This window comes from Pseudanabaena minima str. Chao 2107, from assembly GCF_051131155.1.
In the GTDB taxonomy this organism is placed as follows: domain Bacteria; phylum Cyanobacteriota; class Cyanobacteriia; order Pseudanabaenales; family Pseudanabaenaceae; genus Pseudanabaena; species Pseudanabaena minima.
This window is the reverse complement of the sequence record NZ_CP159508.1, coordinates 2391818-2409768: the sequence shown is the minus strand read 5'-3', so window position 1 is coordinate 2409768 and position 17951 is coordinate 2391818. Positions and strand designations below refer to the sequence as shown.

General features: G+C 42.6%; 15 protein-coding genes and 2 pseudogenes. 7 read left to right on the top strand and 10 right to left on the bottom strand.

What is annotated here, in order from left to right; genetic code table 11:
- Positions 1 to 3: 3 nt before the first annotated feature.
- Genes ABM313_RS10945 through ABM313_RS10930 form a run of 4 tightly spaced genes read right to left on the bottom strand, consistent with a single transcriptional unit; the run spans position 4 to position 2464 of the window.
- Positions 4 to 573: a protein tyrosine phosphatase family protein gene (locus ABM313_RS10945; protein WP_434687931.1), complete on the bottom strand. Its 570-nt coding sequence runs from the start codon at positions 571 to 573 to the stop codon at positions 4 to 6.
- A 34-nt stretch (positions 574 to 607) separates the two neighbouring features.
- Positions 608 to 1261 (bottom strand): cupin domain-containing protein, encoded by a 654-nt coding sequence (locus ABM313_RS10940; protein ID WP_434687929.1) that lies wholly within the window; start codon positions 1259 to 1261, stop codon positions 608 to 610.
- Positions 1262 to 1263: 2 nt separating this feature from the next.
- Positions 1264 to 1857, bottom strand: coding sequence for a pyridoxamine 5'-phosphate oxidase family protein (locus tag ABM313_RS10935; protein ID WP_434687927.1), 594 nt, complete (start codon positions 1855 to 1857; stop codon positions 1264 to 1266).
- Between the two features lie 4 nt (positions 1858 to 1861).
- Positions 1862 to 2464 (bottom strand): glutathione S-transferase family protein, encoded by a 603-nt coding sequence (locus tag ABM313_RS10930; protein WP_434687925.1) that lies wholly within the window; start codon positions 2462 to 2464, stop codon positions 1862 to 1864.
- A gap of 169 nt (positions 2465 to 2633) precedes the next feature.
- On the opposite strand from ABM313_RS10930, the gene ABM313_RS10925 reads away from it, so the two are divergent.
- Positions 2634 to 3188, top strand: coding sequence for a TetR/AcrR family transcriptional regulator (locus ABM313_RS10925; protein WP_434687924.1), 555 nt, complete (start codon positions 2634 to 2636; stop codon positions 3186 to 3188).
- 75 nt (positions 3189 to 3263) lie between these two features.
- Here the strand turns inward: ABM313_RS10925 and ABM313_RS10920 are convergent, their stop codons facing one another.
- Positions 3264 to 4037 carry a sulfite exporter TauE/SafE family protein gene (locus ABM313_RS10920; RefSeq protein ID WP_434687922.1) on the bottom strand — a complete coding sequence of 258 codons (774 nt, stop codon included), beginning with the start codon at positions 4035 to 4037 and terminating at the stop codon, positions 3264 to 3266.
- Between the two features lie 123 nt (positions 4038 to 4160).
- Between ABM313_RS10920 and ABM313_RS10915 the strand changes: the two genes are divergently transcribed.
- The 4 genes from ABM313_RS10915 to prmC all read left to right on the top strand — a co-directional run bounded on the left by ABM313_RS10915 (position 4161) and on the right by prmC (position 7986).
- Complete coding sequence (locus ABM313_RS10915; RefSeq protein ID WP_434687920.1) at positions 4161 to 4805, top strand: CHRD domain-containing protein; 645 nt, start codon at positions 4161 to 4163, stop codon at positions 4803 to 4805.
- Between the two features lie 341 nt (positions 4806 to 5146).
- Entirely contained in the window at positions 5147 to 6730 is a 1584-nt protein-coding gene (serA, locus tag ABM313_RS10910) for a phosphoglycerate dehydrogenase (protein WP_434687919.1), read from the top strand.
- Between the two features lie 164 nt (positions 6731 to 6894).
- Entirely contained in the window at positions 6895 to 7041 is a 147-nt protein-coding gene (locus ABM313_RS10905) for a hypothetical protein (RefSeq protein ID WP_434687917.1), read from the top strand.
- Positions 7042 to 7119: 78 nt separating this feature from the next.
- Positions 7120 to 7986 carry a peptide chain release factor N(5)-glutamine methyltransferase gene (prmC, locus tag ABM313_RS10900; protein WP_434687915.1) on the top strand — a complete coding sequence of 289 codons (867 nt, stop codon included), beginning with the start codon at positions 7120 to 7122 and terminating at the stop codon, positions 7984 to 7986.
- Between the two features lie 28 nt (positions 7987 to 8014).
- On the opposite strand, the pseudogene ABM313_RS10895 reads toward prmC, so the two are convergent.
- From ABM313_RS10895 to ABM313_RS10885, 3 genes and pseudogenes are all read right to left on the bottom strand, one after another.
- A pseudogene (locus ABM313_RS10895) lies at positions 8015 to 9040 on the bottom strand (IS630 family transposase).
- Positions 9041 to 9364: 324 nt separating this feature from the next.
- Positions 9365 to 9865 carry a Tic20 family protein gene (locus ABM313_RS10890; RefSeq protein WP_434687913.1) on the bottom strand — a complete coding sequence of 167 codons (501 nt, stop codon included), beginning with the start codon at positions 9863 to 9865 and terminating at the stop codon, positions 9365 to 9367.
- An 80-nt stretch (positions 9866 to 9945) separates the two neighbouring features.
- Complete coding sequence (locus tag ABM313_RS10885) at positions 9946 to 10455, bottom strand: Tic20 family protein (RefSeq protein ID WP_434687911.1); 510 nt, start codon at positions 10453 to 10455, stop codon at positions 9946 to 9948.
- A 403-nt stretch (positions 10456 to 10858) separates the two neighbouring features.
- Between ABM313_RS10885 and ABM313_RS10880 the strand changes: the two genes are divergently transcribed.
- Positions 10859 to 14863, top strand: a complete 4005-nt coding sequence (locus ABM313_RS10880; RefSeq protein WP_434687910.1) for a magnesium chelatase subunit H — start codon at positions 10859 to 10861, stop codon at positions 14861 to 14863.
- A gap of 85 nt (positions 14864 to 14948) precedes the next feature.
- On the top strand, positions 14949 to 15212 hold the full coding sequence (locus tag ABM313_RS10875) for an AAA family ATPase (RefSeq protein ID WP_434687908.1): 264 nt from the start codon (positions 14949 to 14951) through the stop codon (positions 15210 to 15212).
- Here ABM313_RS10875 and ABM313_RS10870 read toward each other — a convergent pair.
- Together ABM313_RS10870 and ABM313_RS10865 are read right to left on the bottom strand one after the other, a co-directional pair.
- A pseudogene (locus ABM313_RS10870) lies at positions 15202 to 15676 on the bottom strand (IS1 family transposase); the annotation flags it as partial. The gene ABM313_RS10875 and the pseudogene ABM313_RS10870 sit on opposite strands and share 11 nt — an antisense overlap.
- A 248-nt stretch (positions 15677 to 15924) precedes the next feature.
- Positions 15925 to 17931 (bottom strand): NAD(P)/FAD-dependent oxidoreductase, encoded by a 2007-nt coding sequence (locus ABM313_RS10865; protein ID WP_434687906.1) that lies wholly within the window; start codon positions 17929 to 17931, stop codon positions 15925 to 15927.
- Positions 17932 to 17951: the final 20 nt, after the last annotated feature.

Genomic DNA, 17951 nt, shown 5'->3' with positions numbered 1-17951 from the left:
CTTTTAAAAATTCTCTTGTAGTTCATTTGATCGGAAGTCATTGGAACTAGAAGCGATCGCAGTTTCGATGAAGTTTTGCCAAGTAGCGTTAGGTTCCCAGATGGTTTTCATGGCGGAATACGCTTCTGACGCAGGGAATCCCATCTTCAAATGACGATAGAGATACATGAATGCAGATACGCGCATATTCATCGCACAATGGACAAAAATTAGTTGATCTTTGTGATTATCCATCACTTCGCAAAACTGATTAAAGTCTGCCATTGTCGGATTATCCCAAACTACGGGGATGTTAATGTAATTCATTCCCAAACTAGTCGCGATCGCTTGTTCCTCTGGTAGAGCATTGGAAGCAGTTGGCGGAGCTAAATTGAGAATAGTCTTATATCCTGCTTGACTAATTAATTCCAGTTCTGCGGCGGTTGGTTGACCACTTGTAGCTAATTTGTCTGAGATATATCGATAGTTCAAGATATCTTCGAGTCCTTTTTTAGGACTAAGACGCGATCGCACTATCTGCCATATCGAGCGACCATATAGAACGAAGTTAGACAGAATACTTTGCGTTTTCATACCTTTAAAAGCAACGATAAAAACAGAAAATAGATTAGCCCAGATGTCCTACTTTGACATAAATCAGACAGCCTGATTTGCTAAACGGCATATGCCGACTGCCACTAGGATTCCGCAGCCAAGTCCCTTTAGGATAAGCTCCAAACTCATCCTCAAAGACTCCATCCACCACAAAGATTTCTTCGCCGCCTAAATGCATATGAGGCTGAAAGTAAGTACCTGCATCCCATTTCACGAGGGCAACATTCTCGGTTCCATAGCTATGCAATGGCATTACTTGTAAGCCCTTGACTAAGCCATTAGCCCAAGGCGATTCCTTGGTGGCGATCGCTACTCGTTGTTGATCATCAGGATGCATTTGCCAAAGCTTGACTAAAATCGTGCAACCCTCTTTGCTAAAAGGCGTATGGGTTGAACCCACAGGATTACGAATATAGGTTCCCGCAGGATAGTCTCCATACTCATCAGAGAAAATGCCCTCTAAGACCAAAAACTCCTCGCCGCCACCGTGGGTATGCGCTGAGAAATGACAGTCAGGAGCATATCGCACAATTGAGGTTGCCCTTGCGACTTCTTCGCCATCTCGTTCGAGCATTCGGCGCTGGACACCTATCATGGGGGAATCTACCCAATCGAGGGATTCACTTTCGATGACAACACGCTGGCTTAGATCTGCATGAAGTTTCATAGTTATGAGTTCTTAGCCTCTGCTAGAAGTTGCTCTAATTCACTAATTCTAGCTTGCATTGCTTCCACTTCAGCTTGTGAATAGCGCACAGGAATATGTTGCGGACAGTTCCAATCACAACCTTCGATCTCAAAAATGATCGCTCGTTCTACGGTGGCTGGATAGTCTCGATCTTGAACTTGAGCAAGAATATTAGTATCATCTTCCACAATCCTTGCACGACCGAGGATTTTCAAACGATGACGGTTCCGATAATCCATTAAAAATAGGAATGCTTTATCATGTTCCGAAAGATTGCCCACTGAGATATACTGCACATTGCCGCGATAATCAGCAAAGCCCAACGTTTTCTCATCAAGAACCTTTAAAAATCCTGCCTTACCGCCACGAAACTGAATATAAGGATATCCATTGGAAGTAACAGTCCCAAGATAAAATCCTTCCATACTCGCAATAAATTGAGCAATGTCGGGAGTAACAGTGTTATTGTCGGCTCCATTTGCCACAAAGCGCTCGTAGTTCTCACGGGAACCCATTTTTTCTTGTATTGCTTTTACGGCGGGAGTGAAAGCGATCGTGCCAAATTGTCTGGGCATCGGTTTATACTCCTAACATTGGTACATAGCCAGATAGCCCCTGAAATCGCTCCATCCAACTTAAAACATGCGCGTAAGTATCCAGTTCAATTTTGCCATCCTTAGCCAGTGAAATGTAGGGATAGATAGCGACATCGGCAATCGTAGGGCGATCGCACTCTAGCCAAGTTCTGGTACTCAAATGTTGATCAAGGTGTTTGAGAATGAAATGAGATTTTTCAGTGGCGCGTTCAATATTGATCTTCGTGCCTGTGCCAAATAGATAGAACAGTCTGGCATTCTCTGGCCCTTGACGCACTTCACCCGCAGCCGTTGACAACCAACGAACTACTTGCGCCATTGGTAATGCATCGGTAGGTAGCCATTGTTCGCCACCATACTTTCTGGCTAAATAGACCAAAATCGCCTGAGCATCAGCAATTTGAGTTTCATCATCGACTAGCAAAGGTACTTGTCCAAAAGGATTCTTTGCTAAATACTCTGGCGATTTATGTTCGCCTTTCATGAGATTGACTCTCACCCATTCATACTCAAGATTGAGCAATGACAACATCAAACGTACTTTGTAGCTGTTACCAGAGATTTCGTGACCATGCAGTTTAATCATTACTTTGCCAATTGCTCGGTGGAGAAAGTTAAAATTTGATTTTTTGTACCGTTCGTTCGGTATGTTGATACTGTACTGTTCGTTCGGTATAATGTCAATAGGTAAATATTGTTAAATCACAAAGAGAAGTGGTAGCGCTTTTCGCTACCACTTCTCTTACAAGAAATCTATGTCTAAACAAACCCATGTACCAACTTTAATTAAGCTGTTTCGCCAGTTTGGTTATGAGGGGGTAACTCTTTCCAAAATTTCTCAAGAGACGGGCTTGGGGAAAGCGAGTCTCTATCATCATTTTCCTAGAGGCAAGGCAGAAATGGCGGAGACGGCTCTAACTCATGTCAACAATTGGCTAGAGACGAACATCTTAGAAATTCTCGATCGCCCAGAACCAGCGATCGCTAAATTTCAGGTTATGTGTGAGGAGGTGAGTAAGTTTTTTAATGAGGGACAAACTTCTTGCCTATGGGCAGTTTTACTGATGGAGCAGTCGAGTGATGACCTATTTCATGCGCAGATTAGTGGTGCTTTTTCGCAATGGATAGAGGCGATCGCGAAGGTTCTAGTCACCGCAGGGTTGGATGAGAAATTGGCAAAGGAGCGTGGTGAAGATGCCATGATTATGATTCAGGGTGCTTTGATTTTGTCCCATAGCTTGAAAGATATTGCACTATTTCGACGTGTTCTTCAGCTACTACCAAATCAACTCTGTCAAGGTATTACTTAAAACCGATAAGGGGCGGCGCTTTGCACCGCCCCTTATCGGTTTTGAAGGCGGCGCAAAGCGCCGCCTCTATTGTTTTTAGGCAAACCAACTTTTAATAAAAAAGTACAGTGTCATCGCGGAACCAACGCCAATCACAAAGCGCTTTACTACTATGGGGGCAATCTTTTGGACATAGTAAGCACTGATATATCCCCCAATAGAAGCACCGATCGCTGCGATCGCTCCTTCTTGCCAAAGAATAACTCCCGCATTAACAAAAGGAATAACAATTACTGCATTAATACAACTGGTGAGTATGACCTTATAAGCATTCATGCGATGGATATTGGTCATCCCCATCAGCGCAAAAGTTGCCAAAAATAAAATCCCCATACCACCCCCAAAAAAACCTCCATACACAGCCACAACTAATTGCAAGATTGTAATGAAGACTGTTCGCAATTCTCGGAGCTTCGCAAATCGAGATTGCTGCTGCTCAACCCATAGCGTCATTTTATTGCTAAAGGCAAAAGCTAATGTTGCTGTCAGTAATAAGTAAGGCAAAACTTGTAAAAAAGTTGCCGATGGCGTTCTGAGAAGCAAAATTGCTCCTGCTAGCCCCCCAATTATCCCCAATATACATACTTGAATTAGCGATCGCTTGTCTTGTTTAAATTCACGGCGATAGGCTCCTGCACTGGCTAATGTCCCTGGCAGCAAAGCGATCGCATTGGTGGCATTAGCAGTTATGGGCGGAATGCCGACAAACATGAGCACAGGAAACAAAATAAAACTGCCTCCCCCTGCAATTCCATTAATCCCACCTGCCAATAGCGCCGCCCCAAAAATCAGTAAGTATTGCAGAATCATGAAATATATATAACAAAAAATAATTTAATGCGGTTACATCCAAATCCAAATTTTGGGCGTAAAAAAATATATCTGGAGAAATCTAGAGAAAATGAACCAGTTAACTAAATCGGTAAAAGTAATATGATTAAGGCTTTTAAGAGATATAAGAAGTTTTTATATAGCCTAGCTCTTGGTATTGCTATCTGTTTACTTGCGATAAATATTAGCTCACCAGCGCAATCTTATAATGTCTCCCCCACAACCATTAGTTCGCAGCTAGCCGACAATGCTATCAGTTTAACAATCTATCAACAGCAAGCCGAAGCTGAACTCCTTGCCGAAAGTAGTTTGATCAGCCAAAGTGTCAATTTCACTAGATTTGCAGCAATCTTGTCAGGTGATGAGATTTATCCAAGTCCAGTATCAACTAACGCATCAGGTGTAGTTGGAGCAGCTCTAAGCGGCAATCGGTTAATTGTACGTGGTGGTTTTTATAGTTTGAGCAGTCCCTTACGTGACTATGCTACTGATCCTTTAGTACCTCCTAATCCAAATATTACATCTGGTGTACATATTCATAGAGGAGCCGCTAAGGCAAATGGACCTTTCCAGTATGCTTTGCAGGTGCAAGTTAATGCAGATGGGATAAGCGGTAATGTTAAAGGGGAATATACACTTACAGATGAGCAACTCCAAGCTCTAAATAGTGGTGGTTTATACGTTGATCTTCATACCAAATCCAACCGTGCAGGCGAGTTACGCGGTATTTTAAAAGTACAGTCATAAAACTAAAAAACAAAAAAGGTGATGAGTCGCTTAGCGACTCATCACCTTTTTTGTACTAGAGCTAGCTACTTCCAAAGCCCAACCCCAAAGAGAGTGGCGACGCTTTGCGCCGCCACTCTCTTTGGGGTAATAGCTATAGAGTGATGACAACTCCAAAGTGACCGAAACGTGGGAGCGTTCATTTTTGCTTTAATATTATTAATGTAAGCAATTATTGTCGTCTTAGTGTGTCTAAGCTGCGCGATATCTAGCGTTTATCTTGCATTGACTCAAGGGCGTTTAGGATTTAGAGCGTAGCCGCAAACCTTCCGCTATAGGCACTGGTACATTTTTTAATCGTTATGCCCAAAGTTCTCGTTTCTGACCCCATCGATCAAGTTGGTATCGATATCCTTTCTCAAGTCGCCACCGTTGACGTAAAAACCACCCTTAGTCCCGAAGAACTGATCCAAGTTCTGCCTGAATACGACGCGATCATGATTCGCTCTGGGACAAAACTCACTAAAGAAGCTGTTGAAGCTGGTAAAAACCTCAAAATCATCGGTCGTGCTGGTGTTGGGGTCGATAATGTGGATGTGCCAACAGCTACCCGCATGGGTATTGTTGTTGTTAATTCTCCTGAAGGCAATACGATCGCGGCAGCAGAACATACTCTCGCGATGATGATGTCACTATCGCGTTTTATCCCTGCTGCTAATGCATCCCTCAAAGGTGGTAAGTGGGATCGCAAGAGTTTTACTGGTGTTGAAGTTTACAAGAAAACCCTTGGTATTCTTGGTTTAGGTAAGATCGGCTCTCACGTTGCCACCGTTGCTAAGTCTTTAGGAATGCGGATTCTTGCCTACGATCCATTCTTGACCGCAGAGCGTGCTGAGAAACTCGGTGTACATCTAGTTGAGCTAGAAATATTGTTGCGTGAAGCTGATTACATCACACTACATTTGCCGAAGACTAAGGATACTCAACATCTAATTAACGCCGATCGCATTGCGATCATGAAAGATGGCGTGAGAATCATCAACTGCGCTAGAGGCGGAATTATTGATGAAGTGGCGATCGCTGACGCGATCAAGAGTGGTAAAGTCGGCGGCATTGCTCTTGATGTATTTGAAAATGAGCCACTTGAAGCTGAGTCTGGTTTGCGTGAACTTGGTGCAAATGTGATTTTGACTCCTCACCTTGGTGCATCTACCGAAGAAGCTCAAACCAATGTAGCCGTTGATGTTGCCGAACAAATCCGTGATGTTTTGCTCGGATTACCTGCGCGATCGGCGGTGAATATCCCTGGCTTGCGTCCTGATGTATGGCAAAAACTCAAGCCCTACCTGCAACTTGCCGAAATGTTGGGCAATTTAGTTGGTCAGTTGGCTGGAGGTCGTGTGGATACTCTCAATGTCAAGCTCCAAGGTGAAATCGCCAACAGTGAAAGTCAGCCAATCGTTGTAGCTGCGCTTAAAGGTTTACTCTCTCCTGCTCTGCGCGAACGAGTTAATTTTGTGAATGCCAGTATTGAAGCGAAGGAACGAGGTATTCACGTTACTGAAACACGCGATCCTTCTGTTGAAGATTACAGCGGCTCGATTCACTTGACTGCTCATGGTAGCCAAGGTCAGCAAGAGGTAACTGGTGCATTACTTGGTAAGTCAGAGATTCGGATCACTAGCATCAATGAGTTTCCGATCAACGTTGCGCCAACTCACTATATGTTGCTGACTTTGCATCGTGATATGCCAGGGATCATCGGTCGAATTGGCTCGTTGCTTGGTAATTTCAATGTGAACATTGCTAGTATGCAAGTTGGTCGTCGCATGGTGCGCGGTGAAGCAGTCATGGTCTTGAATATTGACGATCCATTGCCTAGCGGTTTACTTGATGAAATTGTGCATATTCAAGGTGTTACTGATGCCTTTGTGGTGAAGCTGTAAATACCCCCCTCAGTCCCCCCTTGGAAGGGGGGAAGCATAAATCTAAATTTTTCTCCTTAAAGGGGGAATCCTAAATCTAAATTCTCCCCCTTTCAAGGGGGAGTTAGAGGGGGTAAAAAGTGCTCTTTCATTTACAATAGGCTCAATTTAGAGGGGTATGTATTATGTCAACTTCAAAACCATATATTTCTTCGGAAAAGTATCGTCAAATGTTGGTGCGTGATGGCGATCGCCGTTTTCAAGAATGGCATAACAGCTTTTTGAATTACCAACAGGCTTATCTCGAAGACATGAATAAACGTAAAAAATAAACAAAAGGCTCGCAATGCGAGCCTTTTGTTTATATAAAAGGGGCTTAAGCCCCTTGCCAATTGCAGGATAAATTAACTATGAATTTTTGGGAATGGTATGATTGCAATTTATCAGCGGCTCAACAAGAAAACGTACAAATTTTTGAATTGGATTGGCTCATATTGAGGCTTACTTCTCTAGATAAATTAGACCTCAGATTGCGATCGCCAGATATCGCGCAAAAAATTACACCCGAAATATTAACTAAACTCGATCAACTTTGGCAAAAAAGATTAAGCGATCGCGTTCCCTTGCAGTATCTTGTTGGTTCCGTCACATGGCGCGACTTAGATTTGAAGGTTTCTCCCGATGTATTAATTCCTCGTCCTGAAACCGAATTAATTATTGATATTGTTGCTGAAAATTGCCAAGATTCTATGTATGAAAATGGTGTTTGGGTTGACTTAGGTACTGGTAGTGGTGCGATCGCGATCGCTTTAGCACAGAAATTTTCCCAAGCAGAAATTCATGCAGTTGATTACAGTCAAGCAGCTTTAGAAATTGCTAAAACTAACTCTAATAGAAATCATCAGCAAGTTCAATTTCATCATGGCAGTTGGTTTGAACCATTAGCTAATCACAATTTAGAAAATAAGCTTGCAGGAATAGTTTCTAATCCACCTTATATTCCTAGTATCGAAGTTGTAAATTTACAGCCAGAAGTTACCAATCATGAACCACACTTAGCTCTTGATGGTGGTGATGATGGACTAGATGCTATTCGAGAACTCATAAATAATGCACCACAATATTTGATTTCAGGTGGATTTTGGATTGTGGAACTAATGGCGGGACAAGCAGAAGTCGTGCGATCTCTATTACAAATAAATGGTAGATATACCAATATCCAAATACATCAAGATTACGCAGCGATCAAACGTTTTGTATCAGCAAATAAAAAGTAAGTATCACCTAAATTGTTATATAGCAATCCTAAATGATTTGTGGAAAAAAGCCATATTTAAAAATCTTCTCAAAGCAAAAGACTTGAAGATGAGTGACTAACTCAAATAACCTTTTCACATTGTCAAAGTTCTTTAGTAAGTGATAGTAATGACGGATAAAACGCTTTGCTTGCAACCACACATCCTCAATTGGATTCTGAGTAGGATCGTTTGGAGCAAAACGGATACAGGTAATTTTCCAATCTGATTCGCTTTTACCGTCATTGATTGTTGCCAAATAGTCTTTAACTTCTTGAGAACGATGATAGCTTGCCCCATCCCAGAACAAAACAATTTGACTATTAGGATACATATTGACTAGATATTGCATAAAGGCAACCGTAGAATCAGAGTTACCTTTCTCATAGGCTTGAATCATACATACTTGGGTCTGAAGATTGAGCGCCCCATAATAAGTTTGACGCTCACGCTCATTGACTATGGGTACTTCTATACGTTCGTTAGTCTTACCCCATACATATCCACAAACATCTCCCCATAATAAATGACATTCATCTGCAAACAAGACAACTAATTCGCCCGAACTTATCTTTTCCTGACGAGCTTTTAACCAATCCGTAATTTCGTCTTTTTTTTTGAACTAGGATTGGGTCTTTTTTAGGGTTATATTTTTGGGTCTTCTTCCAGCTAATATCTGCTGCTTTAAAAATCTCATAGTAACTTTGTTTCGACGCAAATACCACTTGATAGCGATCCTCAATTTCAGTCATTAATTCTTGCAACTCCCAGTATTGTTTTTGTTGCAACACTCAATTATTTCTTGCTTTTGGGCTGCGTCTAAATATCCTTGAGACCCCTGATACTTGAGCTTTAGACCCGCAACTCCTTCTTTTTCAAATACCTGTTTCCACTTTCCTACGAAACTAGTGGATACACATAACATTTTGGCTATGCTCTCATAGGTCATATTTTGTTGCACCATCTGTACCGCGATTGCTCTTTTGAGTTCCTTGCTCTTGGGGTTACTCTCGATAAATTCAGTTAATTCTTCCAAGTCTTTGCTTTGATTTCTTCTCCTCTATTTTTCCACAACTCATTTAGGATTGCTATATAGCGTTTATCAGTCTAATGAAATACGGATTTAGGCGGAGAAATAAACCTTTGTACCTCGCTTGCTTGAGAAGTGCATATATCTTTTCAAAACTCAAATCAATGAATGCGGCTCGAAGAGCCGCATTCATTGATTTGAGTTTTGATTAATTAAACATGAGTTCGATATAGCCATTTGCGGCGTGCGAAGCACGCCGCAAATGGCAAAAAATGGTAAGAATCGCTTAGCGATTCTTACCATTTTTTGCCTTCGTCGAACTGACGTTAATTAACGTACCTGATAGTAAGCAACCTCAGAAATTAAGGGCATTTCAGCATATTTTCCACATATGCATTGAAAAACTGAATATACAAAAGCTGCCGTTATTCCTAAAAAAGTAACACTTGCAATAATTTGCAATATGAATGGGTAGAAAGATATTTGCCCTAAAATTACTTCTAAAATCTGAGTTACTGCTCCTACAAGAGCGACAATAATATCTAAGAGTAATGCTTGCATGGCATTAAAGCGCGTAAAATGATTTACCTTATAGCTTCTAACTACAAAAATAAATACACAAAACCAAGCAACAAAGCGGATCGAAATAAAATCAATAATTGAAATAGATAGCAGTTGATTTAATTTCAAAACTGGTAAAAAAACAGTAAATAATGGAGGGAATTGTACAAACAGAAATGCCCCAAACCCAACTACTGCGGTAATTGGCAATAGATAAGGTAAACTTGAATATAATTTATCTAAATTATCAACTGAACTACGTCTTGGCATAAGTATCTATCAATTTTCAAATTGTTTTTAAGCTGTCTAAATATCACTAGGTTTTATAAGATCTATACCTAGAACAGTTTTTATGATTCACACTGAAATGATGCAGCTTGTGAAAGCGTCGGGATGTCAGAATATTCACCTTTGATACTTTGATAAATGGCGTAGCTAGCTATTAGATTTGTACCAATAAAAATAGTATTTGCTATGGTTGCACTGATTACAGATGGCAATCCGTTGCTAGATAACTGTTGGACAACTTGAAAGAAAAGTTGAGCAATAAACAATACAATTTGCATTAGTAAAGCTTGCATTGTATTAAAACGAATAAAATGAGGGACACGAATATCTCTAACCACCAAAAAGAATAATCCCATAAACAAGAAAAATTCGCCTGTTAAACCAAGTACAGGTACTAGAGGAAATGCTAAAACATTTCCATACAGCCAAATAAACGGGAAAAAGGGAAGTACAAGCATTGGGAACTGCTGAAACAATGTTGCCCCATAGATTACACCCGCCGATATGGGCAGTAGGTAAGGCAAGCAACTATAAAAGCGGTGCAGAGGTGTTACAGATTGCTGCCATGTCATAACAATTTCCTTTAAGTTCTGTGTTGTTATTAGATTTATAGCAATCCTAATTCATTTGTGAGATTGAAGTAGTTTGAGAGTGTGTAAACCCACTTTCAAACTACTCAAGATTGCTATGTATGGATTTGATTTTAACTCAAGTCTTTTAAAGAGATTTAAAAAATATTTACATTTTGTAGTCACAAAGACTACGAAATGTAACGGAATGTAAACAAATCAATTTAAAATTATTGCATTTATTGCCCAAAATCAACCACATCAATGCTTGTCTGGTATTAAATAGTGGGTAGGTATAAATCTTTAATTGCTAATTGTTACTGTATGTAACAGTTTTAGCAACACAATAACCAAACGCAATATATAAAATCCCCAAAAAATCAGGACAGTAATTTAAGGAGACTGCATGTTCACTTCTGTGCCACCGATCGCAACATTATCTGGTAGACGTATCATTCCCGAAAATCTACAGGGTCGGGTCTTAATGAAGTTGGTCTATGTAGTGCTTGAACCTCAATATCAGAGCGCTATGTCGGCGGCTGTAAAGTCAATCAACAAAAACAATCCTCATCTGGCGATCGAGGTAAATGGCTATTTAATCGAGGAGCTACGTAGTCCAGAAAATTACGAAGCCTTTAAAGAAGATATTGCGGAAGCCGATATATTTATTGCCTCATTAATTTTTATTGACGATCTCGCTACGAAGATCGCTCAAGCCGTCCAGCCCCATCGTGATCGCTTATCAGCATGTGTGGTATTCCCATCAATGCCAGAGGTGATGCGTCTCAATAAAATGGGCAGCTTTAGTATGGAAAACTTGGGGCAGTCGAAAAGTGCGATCGCCCAGTTTATGCGGAAGCGCAAAGAGAAATCAGGCAGTTCTTTTCAAGACAGTATGCTTAAGGTCGTACAGACCCTGCCGAAGATTCTCAAATACATGCCGATGGACAAGGCACAGGATGCTCGCAACTTTATGTTGAGTTTCCAATACTGGCTAGGGGGATCAACGGAAAATCTAGAAAATTTCCTATTGATGTTGGCACAGAATTATTTGCCCACTGTTAAAGCTAGATCGAAAGAAAATGGTTCGGCTCCACTCCAAATTAAAGATCCTGTTACCTATCTAGATATGGGTTTGTGGCATCCGCTTGCACCCAAGATGTTTGAGAATACTACCGAATATTTAAATTGGTTTAACTCACGCACAGATATTCCTGAGGAGATGAAAGATCCTCTCGCTCCATGTGTGGGGCTATTGATGGCTCGCACGCACCTTGTCACAGGCGATGATGCTCATTATGTGGCGATGGTACAAGAATTAGAATCACTGGGAGCAAGGGTGATTTCTGTATTTAATGGAGGCTTAGATTTCTCAACAGCGGTAAACGAGTATTTCTACGATCCTAAACAGAAAGATCGGGCGATCGTTGATAGTGTAGTTTCACTGACTGGGTTCGCGCTAGTTGGGGGACCAGCAAAGCAAGATCACCCCAAAGCGATCGAAGCTCTTGAAAAGCTAAATCGTCCCTACATGGTGGCTTTACCCCTCGTTTTCCAAACCACAGAAGAATGGCAAGATAGCGATCTCGGATTGCATCCTGTACAAGTTGCCCTTCAGGTTGCCTTACCAGAACTCGATGGCGGACTTGATCCGATTGTGCTTTCGGGACGCGATAGTATGACGGGAAGATCTCATGCAATCGGCGATCGTTTAGAAACAATTGCAAATCGGGCGGTCAAATGGGCAAATCTGCGCCGCAAACCTCGCCACGAAAAGAAACTCGCCATTACCATTTTCAGTTTCCCACCTGATAAGGGAAATATTGGCACAGCCGCTTACTTGGATGTTTTCTCTTCCATTCACAAAGTCGCCGAAGCTCTGGGGAACAATGGCTATGATGTGCAAGGCTTGCCAAAGACATCCCACGACATGATGTCAGAAATCCTGCATAACCCTGAAGCAATGGTTGGCAGTCCTGAATTGAATGTTGCTTACAAGATGTCTGTGCCTGAGTATGAAGCTCACACCCCCTATGTGGATCGCATCATTGAGCAATGGGGCGCAGCCCCAGGGCATCTCAATTCCGATGGACAGAACTTGCTCATCTACGGTAAGCAATATGGAAACCTATTTGTAGGCGTACAACCGACCTTTGGTTATGAAGGTGACCCTATGCGCTTGCTCTTTAGCAAATCTGCTTCACCACACCACGGCTTTGTCGCTTACTATACCTATCTCAACCATATCTGGGGAGCCGATGCCGTCCTTCACTTTGGTACTCACGGCTCAATGGAATTCATGCCAGGTAAGCAAGTGGGTATGTCAGGTGAATGTTTCCCTGATAGCTTGATTGGGGCTTTGCCAAATATCTATTACTATGCTGTCAACAATCCTTCAGAAGCAACGATCGCAAAACGTCGCGGTTATGCCACGATCATCAGCTACATCACCCCTGCGCCTGAAAATGCAGGCTTGAGCCGCAACTTGCAAGAACTGAGCGAATTGATTGCGTCTTACAAGGATCTGCGCCTTGGTGGTCGTGGTGTGCAAATCACCAATACGATTATGGATAAGGTGCGCTTAGTAAATCTCGATAAGGATGTGGAACTTCCTGAACAAGATGCTAAGGATATGTCCCTTGAGGAACGCGATAACGTCATCGGTCAGGTTTACAACAAGCTGATGGAAATTGAGTCCCGCGTTCTCCCTTGCGGTCTACACGTTGTTGGTGAACCTCCTAAAGTGGAAGATGTCACCGATGTGTTGACCAGCATCGCTAGCTTCGATCGCCCCGAAGACAATATGAAGTCTCTGTTGAGAATCATCTGTGAAAGCATCGGGCGCGATATCGAACAGCTTTACAAATCCAGCGACAAGGGTATTTACGCCGATGTAGAACTCTTGGCAAACATTCGGGCGATCGCCAATAAAGCTGTGGGCGCATTGGTCAAAGCAAAGGCTGATGATGATGGCAGAGTTTCCAAACTCTCCGTTCTCAATTTCTTTAGAATGGGCAAAACTGAACCTTGGATTGAAGTTTTCCAAGAGAATGGCTATCCCAATGTTAATAAAGATGACATCAAGCCTCTCTTTGAATTCCTAGAGTTCTGTCTCAAACAAATTGTCGCTGACAACGAACTTGGCGGCTTGATTAAAGCTCTGGAAGGTGATTACATTACACCTAGCCCCGGTGGTGACCCGATCCGTAATCCCTTGGTATTGCCTACTGGCAAGAATATGCACGCCCTCGATCCTAACTCGATTCCTACGAGTGCGGCAGTGCAAGCCGCAAAAACTGTGGTTGATCGCCTCTTAGAGCGTCAACGTCAAGACAACAATGGAGTCTATCCCGAAACGATCGCCGTCGTCCTCTGGGGAACCGACAACATCAAGACCTACGGCGAATCTCTCGCTCAAGTTCTCTGCATGATCGGCGTAAAGCCCATGCCCGATGCACTCGGTCGTGTCAACCGTTTAGAATTGATTCCCCTTGAGGAGTTGGGTCGTCCTCGCGTTGATGTGGTGGTTAACTGCTCTGGCGTATTCCGCGATTTATTCGTTAACCAAATGGACTTAATCGATCGCGCCGTGAGAATGGCAGCCGAAGCCGATGAGCCTTTGGAAATGAACTTTGTCCGCAAACACGCGATCGCCCAAGCAGAGGAATTTGGCTTAACTATCAGTCAAGCGGCAACTCGCGTATTCAGTAACTCATCGGGTTCTTACTCTTCCAACGTTAACCTCGCTGTGGAAAACAGCACATGGGAAAACGAAGAAGAATTGCAACAGATGTATCTATCGCGTAAGTCCTTCGCCTTTGGTGGCAATGTCAGCAACACCCAACAGCGTCAGCTTTACGAAGCCTCTCTGAAGACCGTTGACATGACCTTCCAAAACTTGGATTCGTCAGAAATCAGTCTCACCGATGTATCCCACTACTTTGACTCTGACCCCACCAAGCTCGTTGGCAGTCTCCGTAAAGATGGTAAAAAACCTGCTTCCTTTATCGCTGATACTACCACCGCTAATGCTCAAGTTCGCACCCTCACCGAGACAGTTCGCCTCGATACCCGCACAAAGATTCTCAATCCCAAATGGTATGAGGGAATGCTCAAGAGTGGTTACGAAGGTGTCCGCGAAATCTCCAAGCGTCTTGTCAACACAATGGGTTGGTCAGCAACGGCTGGTGCAGTGGATAACTGGGTTTACGAAGATGTCAATGATGTCTATGTGAACGATAAGGAGATGTGCGATCGCCTCAAAAATCTCAACCCCAATTCGTTCCGTAAGATTGTTGGTACTCTCCTAGAAGTCAATGGTCGCGGCTATTGGGAAACCAGTGAAGAGAATCTGGATAGATTGCGTGAACTCTATCAAGAACTCGAAGACCGCATTGAAGGTGTCGAATAGTTTTTGATTTAGTAAAATTCAGTAACAGGTGGGGTAATTTATTTACTTCACTTGTTAGTTTTTAAGATTTAGTTAGTGCAAGATTATGTTACAAGCTATCAGAATTGAAGGTCTACGCTCTCTTACTGATACAGGTTCTATTGATATAAAGCCACTAACTATCCTTGTTGGAGAGAATAGTTCAGGTAAGAGTACTTTTTTAAGATTTTTTCCACTGCTAAAACAAAGCTTTGAAGCTAATACTTCGGGACCTATACTTTGGACTGGATACGTCAATTTTGGTACTTATAGAGAAGTTCATCAACACAACTCGCCTAATGGTATCAGGCACTGGTCAGTTAAATCGTGAGGGAGTGAAAACCCCGTAGTGAAAGCAACTCCATCATGGATAGCGGTCGATGATATAGCCCGATCGCCATAGCAGGAGTCTTATTCTTCCCCAAGCCCACATGAGGTCTCACCCAGTTATGCACTAATCTTTGCACAGTGATTGCTCGTTGTAATCCTTCGGTATTCTTCGCATACAGGTTTTGTCTACGGCGATAAGCGCTACACCTCCTTCTCAAAGCACTATTGTTTGCTTCATTGTGATTGGCATGAATGTCACTCTTATCACTAATAGCCGTATAGGGATGCTCTGGTTTGAGCCATTCGACACGACGCTTGCCCTGTGAACTTTTAATTTTGATAGCAACTTCTAATCTGTCGCCATACCTTCTGATGTCCATACTCACGACTTACTTCGGTGGATTTGAGGTGCACACTTGCTATTTGCCATAGTTGTTGGGCATAGCGTCTTTCGCCATCGGTATACCTTAACAGGGAATAGACTTAACGTTTTTAAAAGACTGAAAGCGTAAAGTCAATAATTAAGGGTAACACAGGAGCCAACGGGAGTTGATTGACCTTAATTATGTAATTTGTTAAGGTCACACAGCTAAAACTGTCTATGCTGCAACGGCCTTAAGATAGACCTTGGTGGTGTGTTATGTCTGCCGCAGTTGAGTTTCACCGTTATGACAAAACGAAGTGTCTGTTGAAATGGAACCTGATTGGTCGGCTTAATCAACAGGCTTACCAACGGAGTAATTCAGCGCATAACTCCAACTCAGTAAACGCAACCACAAACGAGGATTTGTCGGCTCAAGCCAAGATTGACAACTACGCATAAGTTTCGGCAACCATCCACCTAGTAATGCGTTAGCCAACGAACTACGGGTAAATGATCCATAGCTAGATAGCCATTTCAGTAAGTCCTGTATTCCTGCCATTTCCAAAATCCAAAGTACTAATTTCGGATTTTTAAAGGCGGCGATGAGAGCAAGGCGGTTAAACATTAACCAATTTAGGCGATCTTTGATAAAGCGATCGCTAACGGGTTGTGGCTCATCAGCAAGCAGTCCAAAGAAAGTATTTAGCATCGAGTTCACTCGCTCAGGTGGCAAGTGCATTCCTGTTGGAACCATCATTCCTTTTGAGAATAGCCATGTAACGGCAATATTGCTTTGATAGGCATTAATCTGACTGAGATCATTGGCACTGAGCAAATCATGTTTCAGGGCAGTATCTAGTAATGTTGCGAGACGTGGCAAATTGCGAACGAGGGAACCAAAGCCTGTAAAGACTAGGGGTGATTGCAGAGACGCGGCATCACCGATCGCGAGAATACGGTCAAAGGCACATTTTTTAGAGTTCTCATTGAGGCTGTAATGTCCCGTGATATAGCCAAAGGTCGCCTTCTTCCAAGTCAGTTTCTCCATGTCACAACGACGATATTCAGGCAAAATCGTGAAGAAGTCCTCATACATTTCCAGTAACGATCCCGGATTTTCGGGATGGACTTGGTGATAATGGAACAGATAAATTGTCAATTCATCTTTCTCGGCTGGAAAGAGTTCCCAAATTAATTGCCGTCCTCGCGAGATATCGCCATGACTAAACAACACATCGCCATACTGAGAATCCCAAACCTGTTTATCAATGCCCTCCAAAACTGCGCCTACGGTCGGACAGACACTATCAAAGGCTTGTCCTGCATTTAGTTGTTGCGCGATCGCTGAAGCCGATCCCATCGCATCGATCACCAAACGCGAATTTAGAATTACCTCGGCATCCGTTTCTAGATTCTTAGCAAAGATGGTCGCGCCATTTTCACCAATGACCACCTTTTGAAATTCGGTGCGATCGCAAATTACTGCGCCATACTGATGTAATTTCTTACTGCAAATTTCTAACAAACGATTAGTATCGATCGCAATATTTAAAACCGTTGGCGTATGGAGCACCTTTGCCTTGAGATGCGGGGGATTATTGCTATCAAAGAACTTGTTGAATCCATCGACATATTCCGCCGTAATCATCGCTTCAAATTCTTCTTTAGTGAAGAGTCCAAAGTCGATCAGATTCTGAAATTCGGCACGAGAGATATTCCATTCCCGATTCATCCGCCCAAAGGGAATGCGCTCCACTAAGCAAACGCGATAGCCTAACTTCGCCATCATCGCCGCATGGATCGCGCCCAGTGCTCCACCGAGATACACGATGTCATAGATTAAGTCTGGTTTTGCGGAATGAGTTTGTGAATCTTCAAAAATAACCTGCTTGGGAATTTCAGGATTCTTAACACTTTCTCGCCAGCGCTTTTCCCACCAATAGACGCGATTGAGATCATATTCACCATTAGGAATCCGTTGAAAGAATTTAACTGTAAGCGGATATTCTCCAGCTAAGGCTTCAAAAATTGATTGATTTGGAGCGATCGCAGGTGGTTGTTTAAACTCGTAGGGAAAAGCTTGACGCACCGCTTTCGTAAAATGCTCAAGAAATTCCTTTTCCCCATCCATGACCTCATCCGACCAGCGAAACACTTTTAGGTAAGTCGTGCGTTGCAATGTCCAGATAAATACTGATAATTGCGCGATCGCTCCTGAACGATTTTGGCGATCAAGGATAAAGCCATGCTTAGCAACGGATTTTTTACCAAAGGGTGGTTGGTACTCAGTCTGAAGCCATGTTTTCACGGCTGCAACTTGAGGTGTCGGAATCTCGATGTAAAGTAACTGCTGCATGGCTAAATCAATATCGTCAT

Coding starts and splice junctions, on each gene's coding strand:
- ABM313_RS10885 (WP_434687911.1), bottom strand. CDS start 10,455: ATGACATGGCAGCAATCTGTAACACCTCTGCACCGCTTTTATAGTTGC.
- ABM313_RS10930 (WP_434687925.1), bottom strand. CDS start 2,464: ATGATTAAACTGCATGGTCACGAAATCTCTGGTAACAGCTACAAAGTA.
- serA (WP_434687919.1), top strand. CDS start 5,147: ATGCCCAAAGTTCTCGTTTCTGACCCCATCGATCAAGTTGGTATCGAT.
- ABM313_RS10905 (WP_434687917.1), top strand. CDS start 6,895: ATGTCAACTTCAAAACCATATATTTCTTCGGAAAAGTATCGTCAAATG.
- ABM313_RS10890 (WP_434687913.1), bottom strand. CDS start 9,865: ATGCCAAGACGTAGTTCAGTTGATAATTTAGATAAATTATATTCAAGT.
- ABM313_RS10940 (WP_434687929.1), bottom strand. CDS start 1,261: ATGAAACTTCATGCAGATCTAAGCCAGCGTGTTGTCATCGAAAGTGAA.
- ABM313_RS10865 (WP_434687906.1), bottom strand. CDS start 17,931: ATGCAGCAGTTACTTTACATCGAGATTCCGACACCTCAAGTTGCAGCC.
- ABM313_RS10925 (WP_434687924.1), top strand. CDS start 2,634: ATGTCTAAACAAACCCATGTACCAACTTTAATTAAGCTGTTTCGCCAG.
- ABM313_RS10880 (WP_434687910.1), top strand. CDS start 10,859: ATGTTCACTTCTGTGCCACCGATCGCAACATTATCTGGTAGACGTATC.
- ABM313_RS10920 (WP_434687922.1), bottom strand. CDS start 4,037: ATGATTCTGCAATACTTACTGATTTTTGGGGCGGCGCTATTGGCAGGT.
- ABM313_RS10945 (WP_434687931.1), bottom strand. CDS start 573: ATGAAAACGCAAAGTATTCTGTCTAACTTCGTTCTATATGGTCGCTCG.
- ABM313_RS10935 (WP_434687927.1), bottom strand. CDS start 1,857: ATGCCCAGACAATTTGGCACGATCGCTTTCACTCCCGCCGTAAAAGCA.
- prmC (WP_434687915.1), top strand. CDS start 7,120: ATGAATTTTTGGGAATGGTATGATTGCAATTTATCAGCGGCTCAACAA.
- ABM313_RS10875 (WP_434687908.1), top strand. CDS start 14,949: ATGTTACAAGCTATCAGAATTGAAGGTCTACGCTCTCTTACTGATACA.
- ABM313_RS10915 (WP_434687920.1), top strand. CDS start 4,161: ATGATTAAGGCTTTTAAGAGATATAAGAAGTTTTTATATAGCCTAGCT.